The 19,157-nt window shown below is 51.9% G+C and carries 17 protein-coding genes; 10 read left to right on the top strand and 7 right to left on the bottom strand.

Annotated elements, in window-relative coordinates:
* Positions 1-23: 23 nt before the first annotated feature.
* From DZK30_RS16530 to DZK30_RS16515, 4 genes are all read right to left on the bottom strand, one after another.
* A complete protein-coding gene (locus DZK30_RS16530) occupies positions 24-761 on the bottom strand; it encodes a LytR/AlgR family response regulator transcription factor (RefSeq protein ID WP_118975285.1) in 738 nt (245 codons plus the stop codon).
* A gap of 11 nt (positions 762-772) precedes the next feature.
* Positions 773-2,668 (bottom strand): histidine kinase, encoded by a 1,896-nt coding sequence (locus DZK30_RS16525; protein WP_162903159.1) that lies wholly within the window; start codon positions 2,666-2,668, stop codon positions 773-775.
* A gap of 64 nt (positions 2,669-2,732) precedes the next feature.
* Positions 2,733-3,101 (bottom strand): hypothetical protein, encoded by a 369-nt coding sequence (locus tag DZK30_RS16520; RefSeq protein ID WP_118975283.1) that lies wholly within the window; start codon positions 3,099-3,101, stop codon positions 2,733-2,735.
* A gap of 156 nt (positions 3,102-3,257) precedes the next feature.
* A complete protein-coding gene (locus DZK30_RS16515) occupies positions 3,258-3,542 on the bottom strand; it encodes a hypothetical protein (protein ID WP_118975282.1) in 285 nt (94 codons plus the stop codon).
* Positions 3,543-3,775: 233 nt separating this feature from the next.
* Here DZK30_RS16515 and DZK30_RS16510 point away from each other — a divergent pair, with 233 nt between their 5' ends.
* A complete protein-coding gene (locus tag DZK30_RS16510; RefSeq protein WP_118975281.1) occupies positions 3,776-3,991 on the top strand; it encodes a class I lanthipeptide in 216 nt (71 codons plus the stop codon).
* Positions 3,992-4,071: 80 nt separating this feature from the next.
* On the opposite strand, the gene DZK30_RS16505 is transcribed toward DZK30_RS16510, so the two are convergent.
* Positions 4,072-4,431 carry a DUF4180 domain-containing protein gene (locus DZK30_RS16505; RefSeq protein WP_118975280.1) on the bottom strand — a complete coding sequence of 120 codons (360 nt, stop codon included), beginning with the start codon at positions 4,429-4,431 and terminating at the stop codon, positions 4,072-4,074.
* On the opposite strand from DZK30_RS16505, the gene DZK30_RS25910 reads away from it, so the two are divergent.
* Positions 4,414-4,785 (top strand): hypothetical protein, encoded by a 372-nt coding sequence (locus DZK30_RS25910; protein ID WP_162903158.1) that lies wholly within the window; start codon positions 4,414-4,416, stop codon positions 4,783-4,785. The genes DZK30_RS16505 and DZK30_RS25910 overlap by 18 nt on opposite strands.
* Positions 4,786-4,819: 34 nt before the next feature.
* Positions 4,820-7,195, top strand: a complete 2,376-nt coding sequence (locus DZK30_RS16500; RefSeq protein WP_162903157.1) for a PKD domain-containing protein — start codon at positions 4,820-4,822, stop codon at positions 7,193-7,195.
* Positions 7,196-7,691: 496 nt separating this feature from the next.
* Here DZK30_RS16500 and DZK30_RS16495 read toward each other — a convergent pair whose 3' ends face one another.
* Positions 7,692-8,426 carry a DUF6630 family protein gene (locus DZK30_RS16495; protein ID WP_118975278.1) on the bottom strand — a complete coding sequence of 245 codons (735 nt, stop codon included), beginning with the start codon at positions 8,424-8,426 and terminating at the stop codon, positions 7,692-7,694.
* A 114-nt stretch (positions 8,427-8,540) separates the two neighbouring features.
* On the opposite strand from DZK30_RS16495, the gene DZK30_RS16490 reads away from it, so the two are divergent.
* A complete protein-coding gene (locus DZK30_RS16490; protein ID WP_118975277.1) occupies positions 8,541-9,356 on the top strand; it encodes a helix-turn-helix domain-containing protein in 816 nt (271 codons plus the stop codon).
* Between the two features lie 73 nt (positions 9,357-9,429).
* The gene (locus DZK30_RS16485) at positions 9,430-9,915 is read left to right on the top strand and encodes a DUF6265 family protein (RefSeq protein WP_162903156.1); all 486 of its coding nucleotides are present in this window, start codon (positions 9,430-9,432) and stop codon (positions 9,913-9,915) included.
* 116 nt (positions 9,916-10,031) lie between these two features.
* Here DZK30_RS16485 and DZK30_RS16480 read toward each other — a convergent pair whose 3' ends face one another.
* The gene (locus tag DZK30_RS16480; RefSeq protein WP_118975275.1) at positions 10,032-10,709 is read right to left on the bottom strand and encodes a response regulator transcription factor; all 678 of its coding nucleotides are present in this window, start codon (positions 10,707-10,709) and stop codon (positions 10,032-10,034) included.
* Positions 10,710-11,207: 498 nt separating this feature from the next.
* Here DZK30_RS16480 and DZK30_RS16475 point away from each other — a divergent pair, with 498 nt between their 5' ends.
* The 5 genes from DZK30_RS16475 to DZK30_RS16455 form a co-directional block, all read left to right on the top strand.
* Positions 11,208-12,998 carry a hypothetical protein gene (locus tag DZK30_RS16475; RefSeq protein ID WP_118975274.1) on the top strand — a complete coding sequence of 597 codons (1,791 nt, stop codon included), beginning with the start codon at positions 11,208-11,210 and terminating at the stop codon, positions 12,996-12,998.
* Positions 12,955-13,761 (top strand): hypothetical protein, encoded by an 807-nt coding sequence (locus DZK30_RS16470; protein WP_118975273.1) that lies wholly within the window; start codon positions 12,955-12,957, stop codon positions 13,759-13,761. The genes DZK30_RS16475 and DZK30_RS16470 overlap by 44 nt, the downstream gene beginning before the upstream one ends.
* Positions 13,762-13,776: 15 nt before the next feature.
* Positions 13,777-15,654: a C15 family peptidase gene (locus tag DZK30_RS16465; protein WP_118975272.1), complete on the top strand. Its 1,878-nt coding sequence runs from the start codon at positions 13,777-13,779 to the stop codon at positions 15,652-15,654.
* A complete protein-coding gene (locus DZK30_RS16460; RefSeq protein WP_118975271.1) occupies positions 15,629-16,381 on the top strand; it encodes a toxin-antitoxin system YwqK family antitoxin in 753 nt (250 codons plus the stop codon). Before DZK30_RS16465 ends, DZK30_RS16460 begins: the two co-directional genes overlap by 26 nt.
* A 63-nt stretch (positions 16,382-16,444) precedes the next feature.
* Positions 16,445-19,157 (top strand): DUF6603 domain-containing protein (locus DZK30_RS16455; protein ID WP_205529473.1); only part of this gene is annotated, 2,713 nt, incomplete at its 3' end.

Here is a 19,157-nt window from a genome sequence, read left to right as displayed (position 1 = left end):
CGGGAGTACCTGTCGTTATTTTTTTAAAAGGCTCTTTCAATAAATTCCTGTACATAGCTTTTCTTTCGCTCAGAGATCGGAATTTCAATGCCGTTTACCATTTCGATATAGCCCGCCTTGTAATATTTGCTGATATGGCGGGTATTGACCAGGTAAGATTGATGGCACCTGAGAAAGATATCCTTCGGCAGCAGGGCTTCATATTCCTTGATGACCTTACATACCAACACCGGCTTGTCGTTCTTGAGATGGAAAGTCGTGTATCCTTTGTCGCTTTGGCAGTACAGGATGTCTTCGATATCGACGATCTGGGTATAGCTCAGGCTTTTCAGGGCCAGCCGCTGCAGCGATCCCTTGCCGCCATAGTGGCTGGCGGAGAGCTCCAGCTGTTGCCTGCTGAAACGGTATGCCTCCGATTTGATAAAGCACCGGTGCACCGTATCGGTAAAAACAGCGGTGTCCACAGGTTTCAGCAAATAGGCAAAGGCGCCAAGGTTAAGCGCATCGATGGCATACTGGTTATAAGCAGTGATAAAAATGGTATGAGCATCTGTATCGCTGTCTTTGAATAGCTCAAAGCTGTTGCCGTCTTTGAGCTGTATGTCTGCCAGGATAAGCTCCGGTTTCAGCCGGGGTAGCTCCTGGCGTGCCTTTGCTACGGTATCGCTATAGCCCACCAGCTGCAGGTAAGGAATGTCCTGCACCAGCGACAGGATATGTTTCAGAATATTGGTCTCATCTTCCAGCAGGTATACAGTCATTTCAGATCATTTTAGGCAGTAAGCAAAGGTATGTATAAGTCTACGAGATAGCCTTTCCCTTGCTCCGGGGTATAAGAATACGTTTTGAAATAGGCCACCGTTTTTTCCTGATTGAACAGCACATCCAGCCTTTCCCTGATAATGGCTCCCGATAAAGATTTTTTTTCCGGCCGACCTTGCTCCATCGCGCCGACGCCGTTGTCGCGTACGCTGATATGCAGCGAGCCCTCTTCTTCCGTAAAGGTAATTTGCAGCATTCCTTTGTACTCTATATTCTTGAAACCATGCTCGACCGCATTTTCGACAAAGGGCTGCACCAGCATGGGTGGTATCTGTATTTCTGAGGTGTCGAGGTCTCCGGTATCGATGTTATAGTCAAACACGTTCTCAAAGCGCATCTGTTGTAGCCGTATATAGTGCTCCAGCGCGTTGATCTCTTCGTCTACAGAGATAAGGTCCTGCCGGTTCAGCTCCAGCATATTGCGCATGAGGCTGGAAAAGGTGACCAGGTAAGCGTTGGCTTCCTTCTTTTTGTCGCTGCTGATAAGCCCCTGCATATTGGCCACGGCATTGTAAATAAAATGCGGATCCAGCTGCAGCTGCAAGGCTTTCTGTTCCAGCAGCAGCTTCCTGTTTTCCAGGGATAACTTTTCATTTCTGGCCAGTAGCAGCTTTCTGCGGTAACTATTGTAGATAATGAGCGCCAGGGTGCCCAGCAACAGGCTGGTGGCCAGGAAGATCCAGCGCTGCTGCGTGATCAGCCTCCGGCTGAGCCTGTTGGAGGTTTGCAGCGACGCGATCGCCTGGTCCTTCTTTTCGGTCTCATAGCGTGTTTGCAGCTCCGCTATTTTCCCAGCTTCAATAGTGGCGACATTTCGGCCGAAGATATTAATAGCCGAGTCGAGCGCAATGGCTTGCTTTTTGTAATCGCCCTGCTTCCGGTAGACCTCGGCCAGCCCCTGGTATTCGCCGAAGAGGCTGGCGCCGGGATGTTGCCTGGCCCATTGTATGGCCTCTTCATAGTAGTAGATGGCCGAATCGGGCTGTTGGTTCCGTACAAAGGAGGTAGCCAGGTTATTGAAGGCGTATTTTTTTAAGAGGTTATGCTGTTTCAGGTAGTTGAAAAAAATCCGGGTGCTTGCCACGGCCTGCGCATGTTCCTTTTTGACGGAGTGGAGCTGGCCTTCATAGTCGTAAGTGCGTGCCAGCGCCATACTGTCCCCCAGGCGCAGGGCCAGTTCCCTGGCCTGCTCCAGGTGCTGCTTCATCGCTTGCGCATGTTCTCTTTTTGCCGCAAGCATAAAGGATATATCATGATACCGCTGCTGTATCACGGGGCTTCCATGCAACGGATGGTATTGAAAGTAGCGGTCGGTATAAGCGACGGCCTTGTCTATATTGCCGTTGATATAGTAAGTCTGGGCCAGCAGGTCGTAAAGCAGGTAAACGAAAATGCTCTTTTCTTGCTCCGCCTGCCGTATTACCTTGAGCATGGCGGCTACCTTGTCCGAAGGAACAATGCTTTCTCCGCTGATACCGGCGCTGAAAAGAGCATACTGCTGCAGGCTGTACAGGCCGGGTATAGCGGTATCGGCCTGCATCAGCCGGTAACAATACAGCGCGCTGTCCTTAATCCCGGCCAGCTTGTAGCGCAGGCCTTTGAAATAAGCATAGTAAGGGCCAACCTGCTCCCTGGGTAAGGAAAGAACGCTTTCCACAAGGGCCTTTTGCTTCGACTGATTTAAAGTATCTATCGCGATGATCAGCTCATTGTAGTAGCGGACTAAGGTATCCGGTAGCTTCCCTCTGTCAGCAGGGTGTTCCGGACTGCGGTTGTTGCAGGCGCAGCAGAGCAATAGGCCCAGCCAGAGGAAAATGACGATTGTGAAGCGGTTAAGAAAGGGCACAGTATCTTGGTTTTGTCGCTGTAAAAATAAGCTTTGCCAGGTTCCGGCCATTATAAGCAAGCGATCATAGCAATTGGTTTTTCTGTTCGTCCCAGACCTTATTGGTTTGGGCCAGGTAGCTGTCGAAAGCGTTTTGCTCGCCCGGGGGAAGTGTTTCCCGCAACGATACCGCCTTAATGATCCAATCGGAAAATAACCGGCTAAGCTCAGGAAGCGCTTCTTTATTCTTTACCGTTACGGCAGTGGCCAGCTCGTTATAGTAAATGCCGAATTCTTTAAGATGCTTATTGACGGTGACGCTACCAAAATGGGGCGCCCCGATCTCCGTTTCGGCAAAATAGTTATGGGTGCCGGAAGCGCCGCTTCCGCAGGATACAAGGAGAACAAGTGTTATAACCGGTAGTAGCGGGACAAGGAATCTGGGTTTGGTCATAGTCTGTTTTTTTAAAAGCTAAGGTGTTCCTATAGGGGATAGCTAAAGAACAATATTAGGCCGGATGGGCGGTTTTTCCGGTCGCCAGTTAATATTCACGGGCACTGCGCCGATATCCGTAGCCTTGTTTCAGCAGCAAGGGTTTGTAATAGCGCTTTATCTCGCGTTCAGGAAGCCGGGTATGCTATACAGTGGAATAGCCAGCAACAGTATATTGCAGCAGAGCTTGTCCCATTGCTTGTTCCGGTAAAGCACTATGGCTTCTATACCCAAGTACAGGATGCCGGCGATCAGGAGCACGATAAGAGCGTAGGCGATGCCAATCCCCATAGGATCGGAGCGGCCGTTCAGGATGAGCAGGTAAATAATCGCAAAAAGTAAGGGCGCGGCAATAAGCCTTACCGCCAGGTGCACCATCCAGCTTACAGGGTTCTTCTTCATCTTTAGCCTCCCGGGATGTATTCTCAGGACTTTCAGACATCCCCCGGGGTTTTCAATATTACGACGTCCACGGTTGGCGATACAGGCTATTCGATATTCGCCAGACCGGTGTCAATACCCGTCGTGCCCGGAACAATATAGCGACTAAAGAAAATCTTAAAACGATCGTTACTGCATCAAAAATGCAGTGGCTGCGGGTACTTTTACATTTTACCACCCAAACAGCAATTTTTATGAAAAAGCAACATCTTTCGCAGCGGAAACTGTCCCTGAACAAGAAAATGATCGCACCACTTCATCCCGGCCAACAGCTGCGCGCCGCCGGTGGCGCTACCGACAGCGCTTGTCAGCTGACCAAGGACAAAACGCTTTGCCAGGGTAATACCGACCAGTACGGCTGCACCACCCATTCCCTGGGCATCGCCTGTACCGTGATCTTTTGTGTTTGATCGCAATAAAAAAAGAGGCTGCCTGCTGTTGAGCAGGCAGCTTTTGTATATCCGGTTTTGCTGTAACCGCAGGATGATGTTTACCGGGAAAGCTTTTCTATGGCCACTGCAACAGTAGGCAGGAAGCCAGCCTGGTTGCCCTGGTTGCTTTCGAAAATAAAATCGCGCAGGCTTTGGCCGGGGTAATGATCAAAGTCTCCGACAATTGCCAGCCTGATCTTGTAATTGACGCATTTTTGCAGCAGGGCGCCGGCAAAGCCCGACCTGAGCTCGAAGAACGCCGGTGTGATGTTCCGTTCATAGATGACAAGCCGGTCAGTGCCCTGATAACTCAGGTCCATAAACAGTTGCAGGGCCTCGTCTACATTATCGATCAGGATCCCATCTGCATTGATCTCCGCAATGCTGAAGCCATTCCTTTCGTGGAAAATAATATTCATGAACTAAAAGTAGGCAATTCAAACGGCTGTTTATGCCTTGCGACAAAGGAAAGCAGGTCGGTTGCTCACTACATGGAACAAATCACTTGGATTTCCAAACCAAACCGATTATTTTGTGGTCTTGTCTATTTACCCGGGCAATCAACTCCAGCTGCTACCTGGATACAATTCCCTTTGCTGACCCTGTTGATGGTACACCTGCCCCTGGAAAGGGTGCGGTTGCGGCGTAAATATTATAATCAAGAAAGCGATAAGGATCATGAAAAAAGCGAAAAGGCCTATGAAAAAAAAGTACATGCTTCAATACCTATGGCGGACTGTCTTATGTTGTTGTCTGCTTACAGCCGCTCATAAGAACAGTCAGGCGCAATTCCCGGTTTGTGACAGTATGGTTTATTTCATCTACAACGGCGCCATCTACAACCTGAATACCTATTTGCCCATATCTGCCACCAACCCCATTCTCAATACCTTTCCTCCTCCCGGTGGCATTTCACTTGCGGTAAGTCCCAACCTGAACTCGGCAACAGGCCCTTCTCCCACGTTCTATGCTGTAGTAGGCGCCAATTATGTTTATTATGATGGCACAGCCTGGGTCAATACCGGCCATACTTCGGGTTCGGTCGATATAGGCGGCGGCGGTGGCTATATTTATGGAAAAACCGGCAACCAGATCTTCCGTTACGATGGTACCGGCAACGCAATTATGATCACTACCATACCTGCGGCAGTAAACGTTTTTGATATCGCTGCCGATTGTGAAGGGAATTTTTATGTGCTTGACCTGGGTGGCTCCGCTTTCCTGCGGAAATATAATTCCTCAGGTACGCTGCTGTACGAATGGACTGTGCTGGGCGGGCCGCCTTCCGCGATCTGTTTTTCCCTGTCGGGCAACCAATTGCTTGTAGGCAGCAGTCCCGTATATGCCGGTACAGTGGATCCAACTTCTACAACTGTCAATCTTACCTCCCTGGGTAATATTCCTTCTGCTATCGACTTCGGTGGCTGTCCTTTTACCGGTGCGCCTATCGTAGCCGATACCCTGTATCAGTGTAAGGCCACCGATACGCTTAAAATAAGAGCAAGCGGCGGTGAACCTTATTCGCATGTTGTCCTCAACGGCAGCGCCAGTATCAGCGGCATTGGTCCCGAGTTTTCTGTAGTACCCAATGGCTTTACCACCGTGGTGCTGTACTCTTCCACGCCGGCCTGCGGATCGGGTGGCAATGCGATCGATACGTTCTGGCTCACACCGCCGCCGATTGTGAGCGCCGGCCCCGACGACACTTTATTTGGCTGTGGCAAATACACCGGTACCTTGGACGGAAGCCTTACCGGTACGAGCTCCTGGGTCGATTATGCCGTCAGCTGGACCCCGGCGGGCATCATCTCTTCCGGAGGCACCACAGTACATCCTGTTGTGAATCCAACAGCGGATACGACTTTTAAGATCACTGTGACCACAGATGCGGCGCATGGCGGCTGCACCTTTACCGATTCTGTACGGATCAAAATAAAAGATGAGTCAATATTGCCCGATTACCGGTTCACGCTTCATCCCGGTTGCAACGGCGACACCGTATCTTTTGTCAACACTTCGGTACGCAGCACACACAGCTCCTGGAACTTTGGCGATGGCGTTACCGACACCGTAACATCGCCCCGTCACTTCTATCCCGACCAGGGTAGCTACCAGGTCAAGCTGATCGCCAGCAATTACCTGTGCAAAGACAGCGCTATTAAGATCGTCGACACAAGGCATCCGCTGCAGGCGGCCTTTACGTCCAGCCGCGATACCATATGCCAGGCGGGAACGGTGAGCTTCAGCAATAGCTCTATTGTAACGCTGCAGCCCGCCGGTTATTCCTGGGATTTTGGCGATGGCGGCAGCTCCACGCTACAGAATCCCGCGCACCAGTATATGGTTGCCGGTACCTACCGGGTAAGACTGATTGCCAACGACACCTTGCCTTGCCGCGACACGCTTTATAGCACCATAGTAGTCGATAGCACGCCGCAGCTGGATATTGTCCCGGACCAGTATGATATCTGTACCGGGCAATCGGTGCAGGTAACGGCCCACTATACCCATTCGGGTAATACAGGGCTCGATTGGGATTTTGGCGACAACAGCCCTGCCACCGATATCAATCCTGCCGGGCATGCCTATGAATTGCCGGGAACCTATTTTATTACCCTTAAGGCCAAATACCGCGTATGCGAAGAGCAAAGCGCGCGCGACTCGGTCAATGTGCATCCGCTGCCACTGGTCAACCTGGGGCCCGATACGACGATCTGTCTCGACAATGCGCCGTTCTTCCTTTCTAACCTGGCGCCCCTGGCTCCCGGCGATCAATATCGCTGGAGCACCGGTGATACCGCCCGTGTGCTGCGTATCGCCCACCATGGTACCTACAGCCTCACGGTGACCAATCCTTATGACTGTAACGCAACCGACGCCGTGGTGATAAACAAGGATTGCTATATCGATGTGCCCAATTCCTTTACACCCAACAACGACGGCAATAACGATTACTTCTTCCCCAGGCAGCTGCTGAGCAAGAGCGTGAACGGCTTTACGATGAAGGTCTTCAACCGTTGGGGACAGTCAGTGTTCGAGACATCCAACCGCAACGGGCGCGGATGGGATGGTCGGTTCAACGATAAGGAGCAGCCTACAGGCGTTTATATTTACCAGATCAATGTGGTGCTGGCCAACGGCCGTACCGAGCAATATAGCGGCAATGTAACCCTGTTGCGATAGTACACGGCTGGCACCCACTGCCAGTAATAAAAAAAGGTATCCGCTATTGGCTGGGTACCTTTTTGCATTTGTGCAAATTGCTGTAAGTAAATATCGCCGGTTGAGTATGAGATTGGCAATGATAATCGATACAGCGGACTTTAATATTGTTGAAAATATTGTTCAGACTCCCGCCTTTGTAATCATATGAAATCTAGGTTTAGAGAAAGAGACAAATGTTCATCGAGGCAAACGGTAATAAATGAAACAAGTACCAAGGCGAAGTACAGATCACCTTTAGTAAAAGGTAAGTATTAAGCTCGAACAAAAAAATCTGGCCGCAGGTGGTTAACCGCAAAGGTCGCAAAGCTGTACGCAAAGAGCGCAAAGATTTGGCGCGAAATATTTCACCAAGCGATATTCCCTGCTGAAATATTGATTAAGCGCTTTTCATTTTATGAAACCGGGGCGGGAATTGGACTCAGGCAGCTCGATAAGGGGAGACGCGCTATCCTGCTCAGCGCAGCGGTATTATTTCCATATAGGGATAGCCGGTCTGTCCTACAGCCCTGGCCACAGCTTCCTTATCTCCTATGCGATGGATCAGCACTATGTATTCATCGGAGCCGGTATTGATGAGCCCGATCTGGAAGCCGGCCGCACGTAGCGGCGCATCGTAGTCGCTGAAAACACCATCGTAAGAAACGGAGGTCCGTGGCGGATAATCTTCAGGCCGGGGAAGGGAAAGCTGTATCCCGAAGTTGTCGTTGAGGGCCGCGCTGACACGCCATTCCAGGTCTTCGACGGCTGCCCGCCAGTCGAGCCCCATGATAAAATGGATCTGATGATCGTCGAGGTATTCCTGTACATAGTTCAGGGTGGCGCCATAATCTTCGTCCCGGGAAAAATCCTTCAGTTGTTCAAAGAAAGTCAGCAGCTCCGCTTGCCGTGCCTCCGCAACGCAAAGCCGGGTGAGCGCCTGGTAGCCCTCCTTTTCGGCGCCGGGAACCACAGGATAGTTGCTCATCTGTAGCTGGTAAGCTTCTTCCGTTATGCCGGGATTCCGGACCGGCGCCGGCGTCTTGCGCGGAAACCAGGAGCTGCCGGTAAACACATCTTTGCACCAGATATACAGCACCAGACCCGCGATGCTCCATATCCAGTAACGGCCGTCAAGGTGCAGGACAATACCGGTGGCAATAATGCCGGCAAGCAGGATGAAAAGCAGGATAAAATAGATACGTCGGCGCATGGCAGAAGCGATAGCAGGTTTATTTCATTCAAATATAGGGTTTAGGTTAAAAATGGTAGTGCCGCAACGGTATGGCCCGGATGTTTTAACTTGCCTTTATTAGTGGCATCGGCTATGCATTATACAACCTATTTACCCTCCGGCGATCTTGCCGGCTTTATCAAATGTTGCTGGACCCTGGAAGCAGAACAGCAGGAACAACCGCAGCAGCAGGTTATCGTGCCCGATGGCTGCATGGAGATGATCTTTCATTACGGCGACCTGTATCGTCAGTACACGGCCGCAGGCGATAGCTTCCTGCAGCCGCGCTGCTTTGTCTTTGGACAGCTCACAGCGCCTTTGACCATTGAACCAAGCGGTAAGACGGGAATCTTCGCTGTCCGTTTTCAGCCCGACGGGTTCATGCCCTTTTGCACACAGCCGGTGCAGGCGCTCGAAGATAAGGCCGTAGCATTGGACGCACTTTTCGGAAAGGAGGGATCATTACTGGCCGGTTCTGTGCTGGCGGCAGGCACCGCAGCAGCAAGGATAGGACTGGTGGAGCAATTCCTGAGACAGCATATTGCCGACCCGGCCACTATTGACCGGATCGTTAGGGCCACAGCAAGCACGATCCTGGAGCTGGATGGCAGCATGCCTGTTGGCGCGCTGGCCCGGAACCTGGACATCAGCAGGCGCAGCCTTGAGCGCAGGTTTGCCGCTGCTGTCGGCCTTAGCCCCAAGCAGCTATCCAGGATCATAAGGCTGCAGGCCGCGCTACAATTATTGCTTAGAGGACAGGGTAGCAACCTCACCCACCTGGCTTATGACCGGGATTATTACGACCAGGCGCATTTTATCCGCGATTTTAAGGCGTTTACCGGCTATACGCCGAAACAGTTCTATAATGGTCGCCTGGAATTGTCCCGGTTATTCCAGGGGCAGCAATAGCGTCCGTCGCATTTGTACAATTCTGCAGTCAGTGCGTACGATACATTTGTGCTGTAAAATCACCTATATGCATATGAAGCGACAACTCACCCTTTGTTCCGGTATCGCCGCGCTGCTACTCTGCAGCAGCTGGCTGCCCGGTAAACCCGACCCGATGGCAAAAGTATCCTGGCTAACCGGTACCTGGGAAAGCAAGACCAGCAGGGGAAGTCTTTTTGAGGAATGGCTGCGGCTCAACGACAGCACCCTGGCCGGGAGAAGCTATGTGCTCCATGGAAAAGATACGATGGTCCTGGAGACTATAAGGCTATGTCGCGAAGACCGGGAATGGTATTATATTCCGGTCGTAAAGGACCAGAATGAAGGGAAGCCGGTAAAGTTTCGGATGATCAACACGGAGGGTGAAGCACTGGTGTTCGAAAACCCGGAGCACGATTTTCCGCAGGTCATTACTTACCGGAAGACAGGTAAGGATGCACTTATCGCGGAGATATCGGGCAAGGCTAAGGGCAATGCGCGTAAAGAGACTTTCCCTATGAAAAGGATCGCAGGTAATTGATGGCAGACTTTACAGCAGGATGAAGTAAAGCGGGCCGGTAGATGGTCCGCTTTACTGTTGGCTTTGTTACCTACTAGGATTGGCCTGATTGGATGTTGTGGCTATACCGGAAACGCCTACCTGGCCGGTCCGTTGTCGATCAATATAATGCCCAGCTGTACGGCAAACAAAGCCAGGCTTACCCTGCTGCTTACCCGCAGCTTCCTGAACAAGCTGTCCCGGTAGCCTTCCACACTTTTTGGCGTACATTTCATCAGCTTTGCAATACCGATATAAGTAAGGTCGCTGCAGCAATGCTTTAAAAAGCACAGCTCCTTTTCGGTAAGCTGCGCAGTCTTCAGCTTGTGCTCCTGTGCTGCGATCGTCATTTTTTGAAGGAAAAGATCGGAATAATAAATGCCTTTGTCCCTGATGGCGATCAGCGCTTTCTTGATCTCCGTGGGTTCGCAGGATTTGGAAAGATAGCCGTTAACACCGGCGCGTATCATCCTCACGACATATAATTCTTCACTGAAAGTGCTCAGGATCAGCATTTTCATATCGGGCCACTTCTTTTTGATCACCGATACTGTTTCAAAGCCGTTCATTTCGGGCATCTTGATATCCAGCAGGCAGATATCGGGCCACCGATCGCTTTTTTCAAGCTTGGTGATCAGCTCTTTACCGTTGCTGGCTTCGATAATGATGTTTACATCGCCCAGGTAATGCAGGTAGGAGGTAATGCCTTTGCGCACAGCCACATGATCCTCGGCATAAGCCACAAGGACAGGGCTATTCTCATTATTGATCTTCATGGTGTTTTAGGGTTTGGGTTCTATGAAAATAAGACTTTATTTAAAAAATTACAAACGGAATAAACTATTGGTTGTTTTCTATAATTTATGATGTTTTTCTGTGTTTCGTATTGGGCCAATATTTGTTTCCCGCAGGTGCGGCTTTATTTCCGGGTTTGGGGCATGGGTATCCTGGTGTTATTATTTGGTAACGAAAAAATGCTTGAAATATGTTCCCGAAGACTGGGATTTTATTGCGAGCGTTTTTGCCCGTCGTCCCTTTTACCCTTTTTATGGATTCTCTGCCGCAAATGGTCTTTAAGAGAAGGCTGGTGGACAGTAAGCCTTACGGGAGATTTAACAGGTAAAAGCCTGGAAGATTGCTGGCTTTTTCCTGAATGTGGTAACAGGAGTATTCGAGAACTTTACCAGGCAGCTGAATCCGGTAGCGCCGTATAAAGGAAATATCCCGATGATCCCGGAGGCAGGCAGGCGTTTTTAATCTTACCACCAATCACTATGCATTTCTTTACCGATACGGATACTACCGTTATCCAAACCGATGGCTTTGGTCCCCTGACTACCGACCAGTTCCGGATCACGTCAAAGTTCCAGTTTGGCAGCGCCAATAAGGCCTATGGCGTGCTCCGGGGTAATTTTATTGTCCAGCAGCAGGCGACAGATGCCACCAGGGTCAACCTGGCCCTGAAGCCCAATTTTGACGTCTTCTTCGGGTCGCTGAAAGTGCAGTATTTTATATACCGGGGGCTGAACAAAGGCAGCTTTCTCAGTGGTAGCCCTGGGAGCGAGACCATTAATGCAGGAGCTGGTACAGAGCTGCTAACCCGCTTCGTTACCCGCTTCAATGCCGGCAACAGCGCCAACCCACCGGCAAAACCAATGCCTACACCCGAAGCGATCGGTTTCGGCAACCTGGCGGGCAACACCCTGCTGAACGATATTTTCGACAACCGGGAAACACTGAAGGTCTATCAGCTGCTTGAAGGAGAGTGGATAGGGAACTTTGCCAATGGTGGCGGCTTCGAGATCGTGCTGAGCCAGGCCCATGCTTTTAACGACCTGGCTTTCCTGAGACAGGGCGATACGGTGATTGATGTGGGCAGCCTGCCAGCCGGCGATAAGAAACCTGCCAGGGAAGACATACACTATTTTATAGACCCGGCAGCTTTCTACGGACTTTTCTACGACCAGGGCGTTTCCCGGCGGCAGGGTGGCGGGCCCGTAAAAGAGACGGGGGCCAACCTGTACAACAATATCCTGAGCCGCTTCAACCTTAACCTGAACAGGGTATACCTTGACCTGAGGGACGATAATGGCAACAGCTACAATTACGATGGCAACTTCGCCAACCCGCCGGCAGGCGTGATCAAAGTAGCACAAGGAACTACCGATCCTTTGACCGAAGCATCTTATGATACCCAATCCTGGCCGCTGACCTGGTATACGGCTGCACAAAGTGCCGCAGGTGCTTCCAATACGTTGCGGCTGCGCTTGCGCACCATGGCGTCGGACAAGCAGCCTTTGCTGCATATCCCGGTCCCGTCGCTGCTGGATGGGGCGAAAGAAAGCGCTTTTCTGCATGCCGCCGAATTAAAGGATCCGGCCGATGCCAATTGGATGCGCGAGCTGCGCCTGAGCTTTCCAAATGTTGCCACCGGCGGCAGCAAGGCCAATGTGCCCTGCTATATCCGGCTCAATTATTATTACAAGCAACAGGTGGGTATCGATCTGACGGCGCTGCCCGCCGGTCTCATCAGCCGGATACAAGCTTTGCGCAGCGGCAGTCCGCTGTTCGATGCGGTAATGAGCAAGCTGGACCGTATGCAGCAGTTCCCCGTCAGCGTAAATCCCGCGATCAACTCAGAAGGCTTGTTCCGCCCGGGGCTTAATGGCGGCGACATCGAATACAGGGACGAAAGCATAGACGACTATGCCGTGATCGAGGAGTTCTTCCATGCCTACCAGAACCTGGTATTGGAAACGGTGTATGAAAAAGATAAACTGGTCAACCTGGAGTTCGAAGCCAAGGTATTCAATTGCATCGTGCTGCTGCAGGTGGGGCAGGGCATCGGCGGTGTGCCGACGGCTGTTCATGATATGTATGATTTTATGAACCTTACTTACTCACCTATACCCGAGTTGTCCGATATTCAATCGGATAATTTCAGGATCAAGTACCGGCAGGAAGCCGATGCCTTCAGTATAGCATTTCAGAATACAGAGCATACGACCTATAAAGTGAAAAATGAGCAGAATCCTTACGGTATTGAGCAGGCTTACAAAGAATAGCCTGCTGCTGTGGTGCATGGCATCGCCGGCTGTCGTAAGCCGGGCGGCAGAGCAGTGTGCGCAACAAAACCGGGAGGCGTTAAAGGAAGGTATTGTCCGTTTTTTCGGAAAGGAACAACTGGCGCTGATGCAGCGGCGGAGCTTCGGCTTTGTGATCGCTTATGGCGGGCGCAACGGAGCAATGACGGTAACCGTACAGCGACAGGGAAAAGACAAGCACCTCTCGGATACCGTTGCTGCTGTGCTGAAGCATTTCCTGGAGCAGGCCGTGGCGCCGGCGCTTTGCAGGGAGGGCAGGACGAGCATACGGATAAATGAGCGTACTTCCTTTGACGGTATAGCGGCAAAACAACCACCGCTGATCCGCCTTACACCGGCCAATACAGATGTCTGGAACGATACCCTGAAGCTGTATGTGGCGCGTTTCGGGGAGCAATATCCGGAAGATTGCGGGCAGCTGCGCTGTGTGCGTGGCATCAGCTATGCCGTAGCGCCGCTGCAGCAGCCGGTCATTAGCCGGATCTCCTATGCAGGCTGCGATAGCAACGACCGCACGGTGGCTTTTCTATCGCGGTTCCGGGCCTTCCTGGATAGTAAACTAAAGCTGCCTTACCCGGTTACTGCTGAGGGCTGCGTGGTAGATAATTTTTATGATAAGACCATACGCCAGGTTTCCGATGAAGAACGCGTATGGTGTATCGTTAACCGCTTCGGATATATCCGGTATTTCCTTTTTAAGCTACCGGCAACAGTATGCGACTAAACCATTGAAAACATTATGGCATTTACTTTGAAAGATTGCTTTGGCCCGCTTCCGGCGAAGACCAACAATGATCAGAAGCCCGGGAACCTGTCGCAGAACGGATATGTATCGGGTACCGTACCGGGCACGGAGACGCCCTTCGGGTATACGGTTACGGTGAGCTATGTGCAGAACACCGACGATATTATCCTGTATGCAGAAGGTAAGGATATTGAGACCATGGATAGCGGTAAGGTTGCCTACCCGCTCAGCAGCGGCCTGAAAAACCTGGGGCTGTTCAGCAATATGCCGTTTAAGGCCAAAGGCCTGAATATCGGCAGCAGCAGGTTGGCAGGCGTGGGCGTTACGCAGCCGGCAACCTTCAGGGTAGGCTATATCAACGCGCCGGATATCAGGACCGCTTACGGTTACCGCACCTTCCTGCTTTGCCTTAAAAATGACCAGTATACAACACTCGCGGCCCTCACCCACGCCAATTTTGCCCCCGGCACCCGTCGCTATATCAGCCTGGTCCCTGAAAGGGATTATGGCGGGGGAACAGATGTAGACAAGAATTTTACCACCTACTACAAATGCCGCCTGGTGATCACCGGCAAAGGGAAGAACGGGCATGAGGAAACCGTCGCCCCGGCCACTGCGATCTATGTGTACAGCACCGACAAGCTATGTTGGAGCAGCAAAGAATTCAAGACGCTGAACGACATCGTGGTGGGACCTTACCAGCGCAACTACGAGGAAAATATGAGCGTAAGCCGTAAGACCGGTGGCAAGAGCCTGGAGGAGTATTTCCTTGATCTGCCCAAAGCCATGAGCGTAGCGATGAAAACGGTCGTGACGGCTTTTGAAAATGGTCTGACTCCTCTGGCCGACGACGCCAATCTGTATACCAATGCATTGAACCTGGTAAAAACGCAGGGCAAGGCTTTGTTTGATACGGCAGTGGCCAAGTCAAAAGCTGATGCGGGCTCCGGTCACGAAGACCTGGACGATCGCCCTTTCTACTGGGCACGGATCAAAATGAGCGTTAAGTTCAAGGAGAAGATGCAGGGCTTCGGCTACCTGCCGGAAGATAAGCTGGTGAAGCGCCTGCTGCTGCAGTTTGAAGAGTCCAGCCGTAACTATCTTGGTGTTGACTTTACAGCGGCCGCCGGTAAAAAGAAGATATTGGTGACCGGCTTCGATCCGTTCCAGCTGGACAACAACCGGAGGCAGAGCAATCCTTCGGGCTGTGTAGCGCTGAACCTGCATGGTACCACCACGGCGAACGGGCAGGCATATATACAGACCGTTATCGCACCGGTACGCTACGAAGATTTCGACGGCAGCTCCGATCCCCGGGAAGGTTCGGGACTGGGTATTGTTGAACGGTATATAGGACCCTGGATCGATAAGGTGCAGGCGATCATTACCGTGAGCCAGTCGTTGCCGAACGAATACAACATCGATAAGTATGCCACCGTAACCCGTGGCGGCTCGTCGGATAACCAGGGCTTCACCAGGCTGCAGTACAGCCGTGCGATCCCCATCTCCGATCCGAACCTGGAATGGATCATTACTACATTGCCGCCCGCCTTTGAGCTGCCGCCGGCAGCCTATTACTGGAAGTATGCGTATACATTCGGCGAGGAGCGGGACGGATCCGTTCCGGGCCAGGCGCCGGAAGCAGGCCGGAAGATGGAAGCCGGTTCCGGGAGCAACTATTTGTCCAACGAGATATTCTACCGAGTGGCCAGGCTGCGTAAAGAGAAGCGGAATACCTTGCCTACAGGGCATTTTCATATCGCCATGCTGCAGGAAGTAAGCAATGAAGATTTTAGCGGGGCCAAGACCTTTACGATGCTGACCATTGTCAAAAATACCATCAATAATGGCGTTACCGGTGTGCCACAATAGCAGTAGAAGGCGCCTCACGGTGCTGCTTACGCTGCTGCTGGCAGTGCAGGGTTATTGTACCCAGGCCCAAACGATTATCCGGCTGGCATTTGACAGGAGCAAGGCCGGAAACGAGCCGCTGACACTGGTACGACCGTCTGATAGTCAATATGTCCGCATGACGCACCGGGAAGATATGGGCGCTAAATACGGGTTCAGCTACGAGTTGAGGGAAACCATACCGGACGGGCGATACGAGATATACAGGAACGATACCCTGGAGCTGAAAGGAACGATCAGCAAAGGGAAAAAAACGGGCCTGTGGACCCGGTTTTATGGGATTGATGTTGAGACGACGACTTATAAAAACGGGCGCAGGAACGGCGTGCTTAAAGTGTTTGCCCCTGATAAGAAGATGAAAGGGCGGGCTTATTACAAAGATGACCAGATGTTGCTGGGCGAAAATTTTGATAAAAGCGGAGCGGTTACCCGGCGCAGCTACTGGCTGGAAGGGGTAATGGTGAGAGAAGAGGAATACAGCCGGGGTAAACGATCGAAAGCACAGGTAACGTATCGTACACCAGGGACCTTCGGGGAAGAGCAGGGCGTGGGGAAGAAGGCCGGATGGATCATCTATCGCTTTACTGCCGGGACATTTGAAATATTGCTGCAGCAAAATAAACTTATCGCCTGGAGGGTTTACGATAACAAGGGAATATTGCTGACCGAAGAAAAAGGCAGGCCGTAATCACCGGAAGAAGGGGCCGCAGGCAGAAGTACCAATAACAAGAACCGAATAAAACTATGGATTATGGCACAATACCAGACTTATGCCAGCCTGGGCGACCTTATCACCGCAAATGATTTTCCCGAAAGCCTGCGTTTTCTTGGCGACGGCTTGTCGTCTGTTTTGGCAAACATTTACTACCAGAACCTCATTCTCATCAGGAGCGCCGACGGCGCCTCCTTCAGCCTGGAGATCGAGCTGCTGCTGGGACAGAGCGCCGGCGTGGACATACCGGGCACCGGCGGCTTTCGTCTGGTGTTCAATCCCGATCCGGCGCCGGGCTCGCCGCTTTCCATATTGCCCCTGCAGTTTTATTTTTCCCTGGGGATATTAAAGTATGTCAACCTGTTCGATCCCGGTTCGTTCAGCTTTACGCCGCAAAACATCTTTAACCTGGTGCTGAAGATATTCAACATCAACGGTACGGAATTGCTGGGCACGCTGGCAACCAATCTGATCGGGGGCGCCGATCCTCTGACAACCTTTGCCACCCAGGCCAATACACAGGGCGCAGGCATCCCGCTACCGCTGGATCCCGATCCTGAAACGGCAATGGTCGCCATCATTACAGCATTAGAAACCAACGGCCTGTCGCTGCGCCAGATCATTTTCGAAGATTATCTACTGGGCCTTACCGCCGACCTGGAGGCTTTCTGGGGTTCCATCACCGGCCTTTTCGACTCTTTTCTGCATGCCGACCTGGAATCAGAGGTAAAGAAGCTGATTGTTCCCTACCTCTATGCTTCCGTGGCGCTCAGCCTGGGGTTGGAGATACCCCGCTCCGTATTGCTGCCCATGAAGCCCGATGGCAGCGGCGGCTATGAGGTGGAAGAAGATGAGAACATAAAGACCATGCTGATCTTCGATGCCGGCCAGGTCTATTTCGACTCAAGAGAGGGCCGGATAGGCTTTGACGACAATATCCAGCTCAACTTCAGGCCACCTCATGACAAAGCTCAGATCGGCAATACACCGTTGACCATCCATTTTGAAAATGCCCGTTATCGTATGGTCCGCAGGGAAGGGGAAGGCGCAACGTCGGCGTACCATAATGTGATTTCCATTGATGAGGTGGAGATAGGTCTGCCTTCCATCTTCGAGGGCAACAGCGGCAATCCGGCTATTACAGGGCGGAATATCGTGATCGATAGTGAGACCGGTTTTTCCGGCATTATAGGGATCGAAGGCAATGGTAACCTGCAATATACCTTTGTCAATGGTCTTACCATTGAGCTGGTCTCTTTCGACATCACCTTCTTCGAAGGCAGTGTTACCGGCAGCAGTGTTCACGGCACCCTTACCATTCCTTCCTTCCAATACAATCCGCTCAATATCGAGATCACGATCGAAGATGGCTTTTTGATCAAAGTGATGGTACCTTCTACCAGCGGGCTGCCGGTGATCAACAACGATAACCTGCTGATCACGCTGAACGGCCTCGAGTTGGGCCGTATAGATACGGTATGGCGTATCGGATTTGCTGCGCATTTCACTATGAAGCGCGAGCTGCCCCTGCTCACCAAGATCTTCCCCAAGCAATTCGATATCGATCATTTCCTGTTCACCTCCGATGGCGCCACGCTGGAATATGATTTCCACATCGAATGGGCCAGCGGTGCGGTAATCGAAGGCGATAACAATAGTGGTATCACCGCTATTTTTCCGTTGCATGTCGACATCGGGAGCGGGTTGTTCAAAGTAGACAACCTGAAATTGGTGGTGACCACAGAGCCTGGTAATACCGGCATGAACTTCGACGCGCTGCTGCAGGGCGTCAGCTTTTCTGTAGGTCCCTTGTTGGGCAGCGTCGATGGGTTTGGGGCGAGCATCCAGGTAAAGAGCGCCCCCACCGGCGGCAATATCGGTCCCTTCAAAGTAGATCTTGATTTCATTGGGCCGCAAGGCGTGGGTGTGCAGATCAAGAGCAATGTGATCAGCGGCGGCGGCTACCTGTATATCGGCGATGGCGAATACCTGGGCGCCTTAAGTCTCTCGTTCAAGGAAAAGATCGGTATCAATGCCATCGGTATCCTCACGACCAAGCTTCCGGCCGGGCAGAGCGGTTATTCACTGCTGGTGATCCTTACCGTCGATTTTGGTCCTATTCCGTTGGGCATGGGCTTTACGCTCAATGGGCTGGGCGGTATCCTGGGATTACACCGCACGATGAACCCCGATGTGCTGCGTACCGGCATCCGCGATAATACCCTGGATTATATCCTGTTCCCGCAGGACATTATCAGCAATGCCAAAACCATTATCAGTAACATAGGCCAGGCCTTCCCGGTACAAAAGGGACAGTTCCTGATGGGCCCCATGGCCAAGATCGGCTGGGGTACGCCTACTTTGCTCACCATCGAGCTGGGGATTATTGTGGAATTCCCAGAACCCATCCGGCTGGCAATCCTGGGCGTAATTAAAGCCCTGCTGCCGAGCAAGGACAATGCCATCGTGAAGATCCAGGTGAACTTCCTGGGCATTATCGACTTTACCAACAAATACCTGTCGTTCGACGCCTCGTTGTACGACTCCCAGATCCTGACCTTCGGCCTGTTCGGGGATATGGCGCTACGGCTGTACTGGGGCGACAAGCCGGCCTTCCTGCTGTCGGTGGGCGGCTTCCATCCCCGGTTTACCCCGCCGCCACTGAACCTGCCCGAGCTACGGCGGCTCACGCTGGTGCTGGCCAACCAGGACAACCTTAAGATCAGCGTAGAGACCTACTTTGCCGTAACCT

Origin of the sequence: Taibaiella koreensis (genome assembly GCF_003545715.1) — a bacterium.
Lineage (GTDB): Bacteria > Bacteroidota > Bacteroidia > Chitinophagales > Chitinophagaceae > Taibaiella > Taibaiella koreensis.
The sequence above is the reverse complement of the archived record's forward strand: the minus strand, read 5'-3'. Positions and strand labels throughout refer to the sequence as shown.

Bases quoted from the DNA above. Each gene is read 5' to 3' on its own strand.
- DZK30_RS16530 (WP_118975285.1), bottom strand. From the start codon at position 761: ATGACTGTATACCTGCTGGAAGATGAGACCAATATTCTGAAACATATC.
- DZK30_RS16520 (WP_118975283.1), bottom strand. From the start codon at position 3,101: ATGACCAAACCCAGATTCCTTGTCCCGCTACTACCGGTTATAACACTT.
- DZK30_RS16515 (WP_118975282.1), bottom strand. From the start codon at position 3,542: ATGAAGAAGAACCCTGTAAGCTGGATGGTGCACCTGGCGGTAAGGCTT.
- DZK30_RS16510 (WP_118975281.1), top strand. From the start codon at position 3,776: ATGAAAAAGCAACATCTTTCGCAGCGGAAACTGTCCCTGAACAAGAAA.
- DZK30_RS16505 (WP_118975280.1), bottom strand. From the start codon at position 4,431: ATGAATATTATTTTCCACGAAAGGAATGGCTTCAGCATTGCGGAGATC.
- DZK30_RS16500 (WP_162903157.1), top strand. From the start codon at position 4,820: ATGGTTTATTTCATCTACAACGGCGCCATCTACAACCTGAATACCTAT.
- DZK30_RS16495 (WP_118975278.1), bottom strand. From the start codon at position 8,426: ATGCGCCGACGTATCTATTTTATCCTGCTTTTCATCCTGCTTGCCGGC.
- DZK30_RS16490 (WP_118975277.1), top strand. From the start codon at position 8,541: ATGCATTATACAACCTATTTACCCTCCGGCGATCTTGCCGGCTTTATC.
- DZK30_RS16485 (WP_162903156.1), top strand. From the start codon at position 9,430: ATGAAGCGACAACTCACCCTTTGTTCCGGTATCGCCGCGCTGCTACTC.
- DZK30_RS16480 (WP_118975275.1), bottom strand. From the start codon at position 10,709: ATGAAGATCAATAATGAGAATAGCCCTGTCCTTGTGGCTTATGCCGAG.
- DZK30_RS16475 (WP_118975274.1), top strand. From the start codon at position 11,208: ATGCATTTCTTTACCGATACGGATACTACCGTTATCCAAACCGATGGC.
- DZK30_RS16470 (WP_118975273.1), top strand. From the start codon at position 12,955: ATGAGCAGAATCCTTACGGTATTGAGCAGGCTTACAAAGAATAGCCTG.
- DZK30_RS16465 (WP_118975272.1), top strand. From the start codon at position 13,777: ATGGCATTTACTTTGAAAGATTGCTTTGGCCCGCTTCCGGCGAAGACC.
- DZK30_RS16460 (WP_118975271.1), top strand. From the start codon at position 15,629: ATGGCGTTACCGGTGTGCCACAATAGCAGTAGAAGGCGCCTCACGGTG.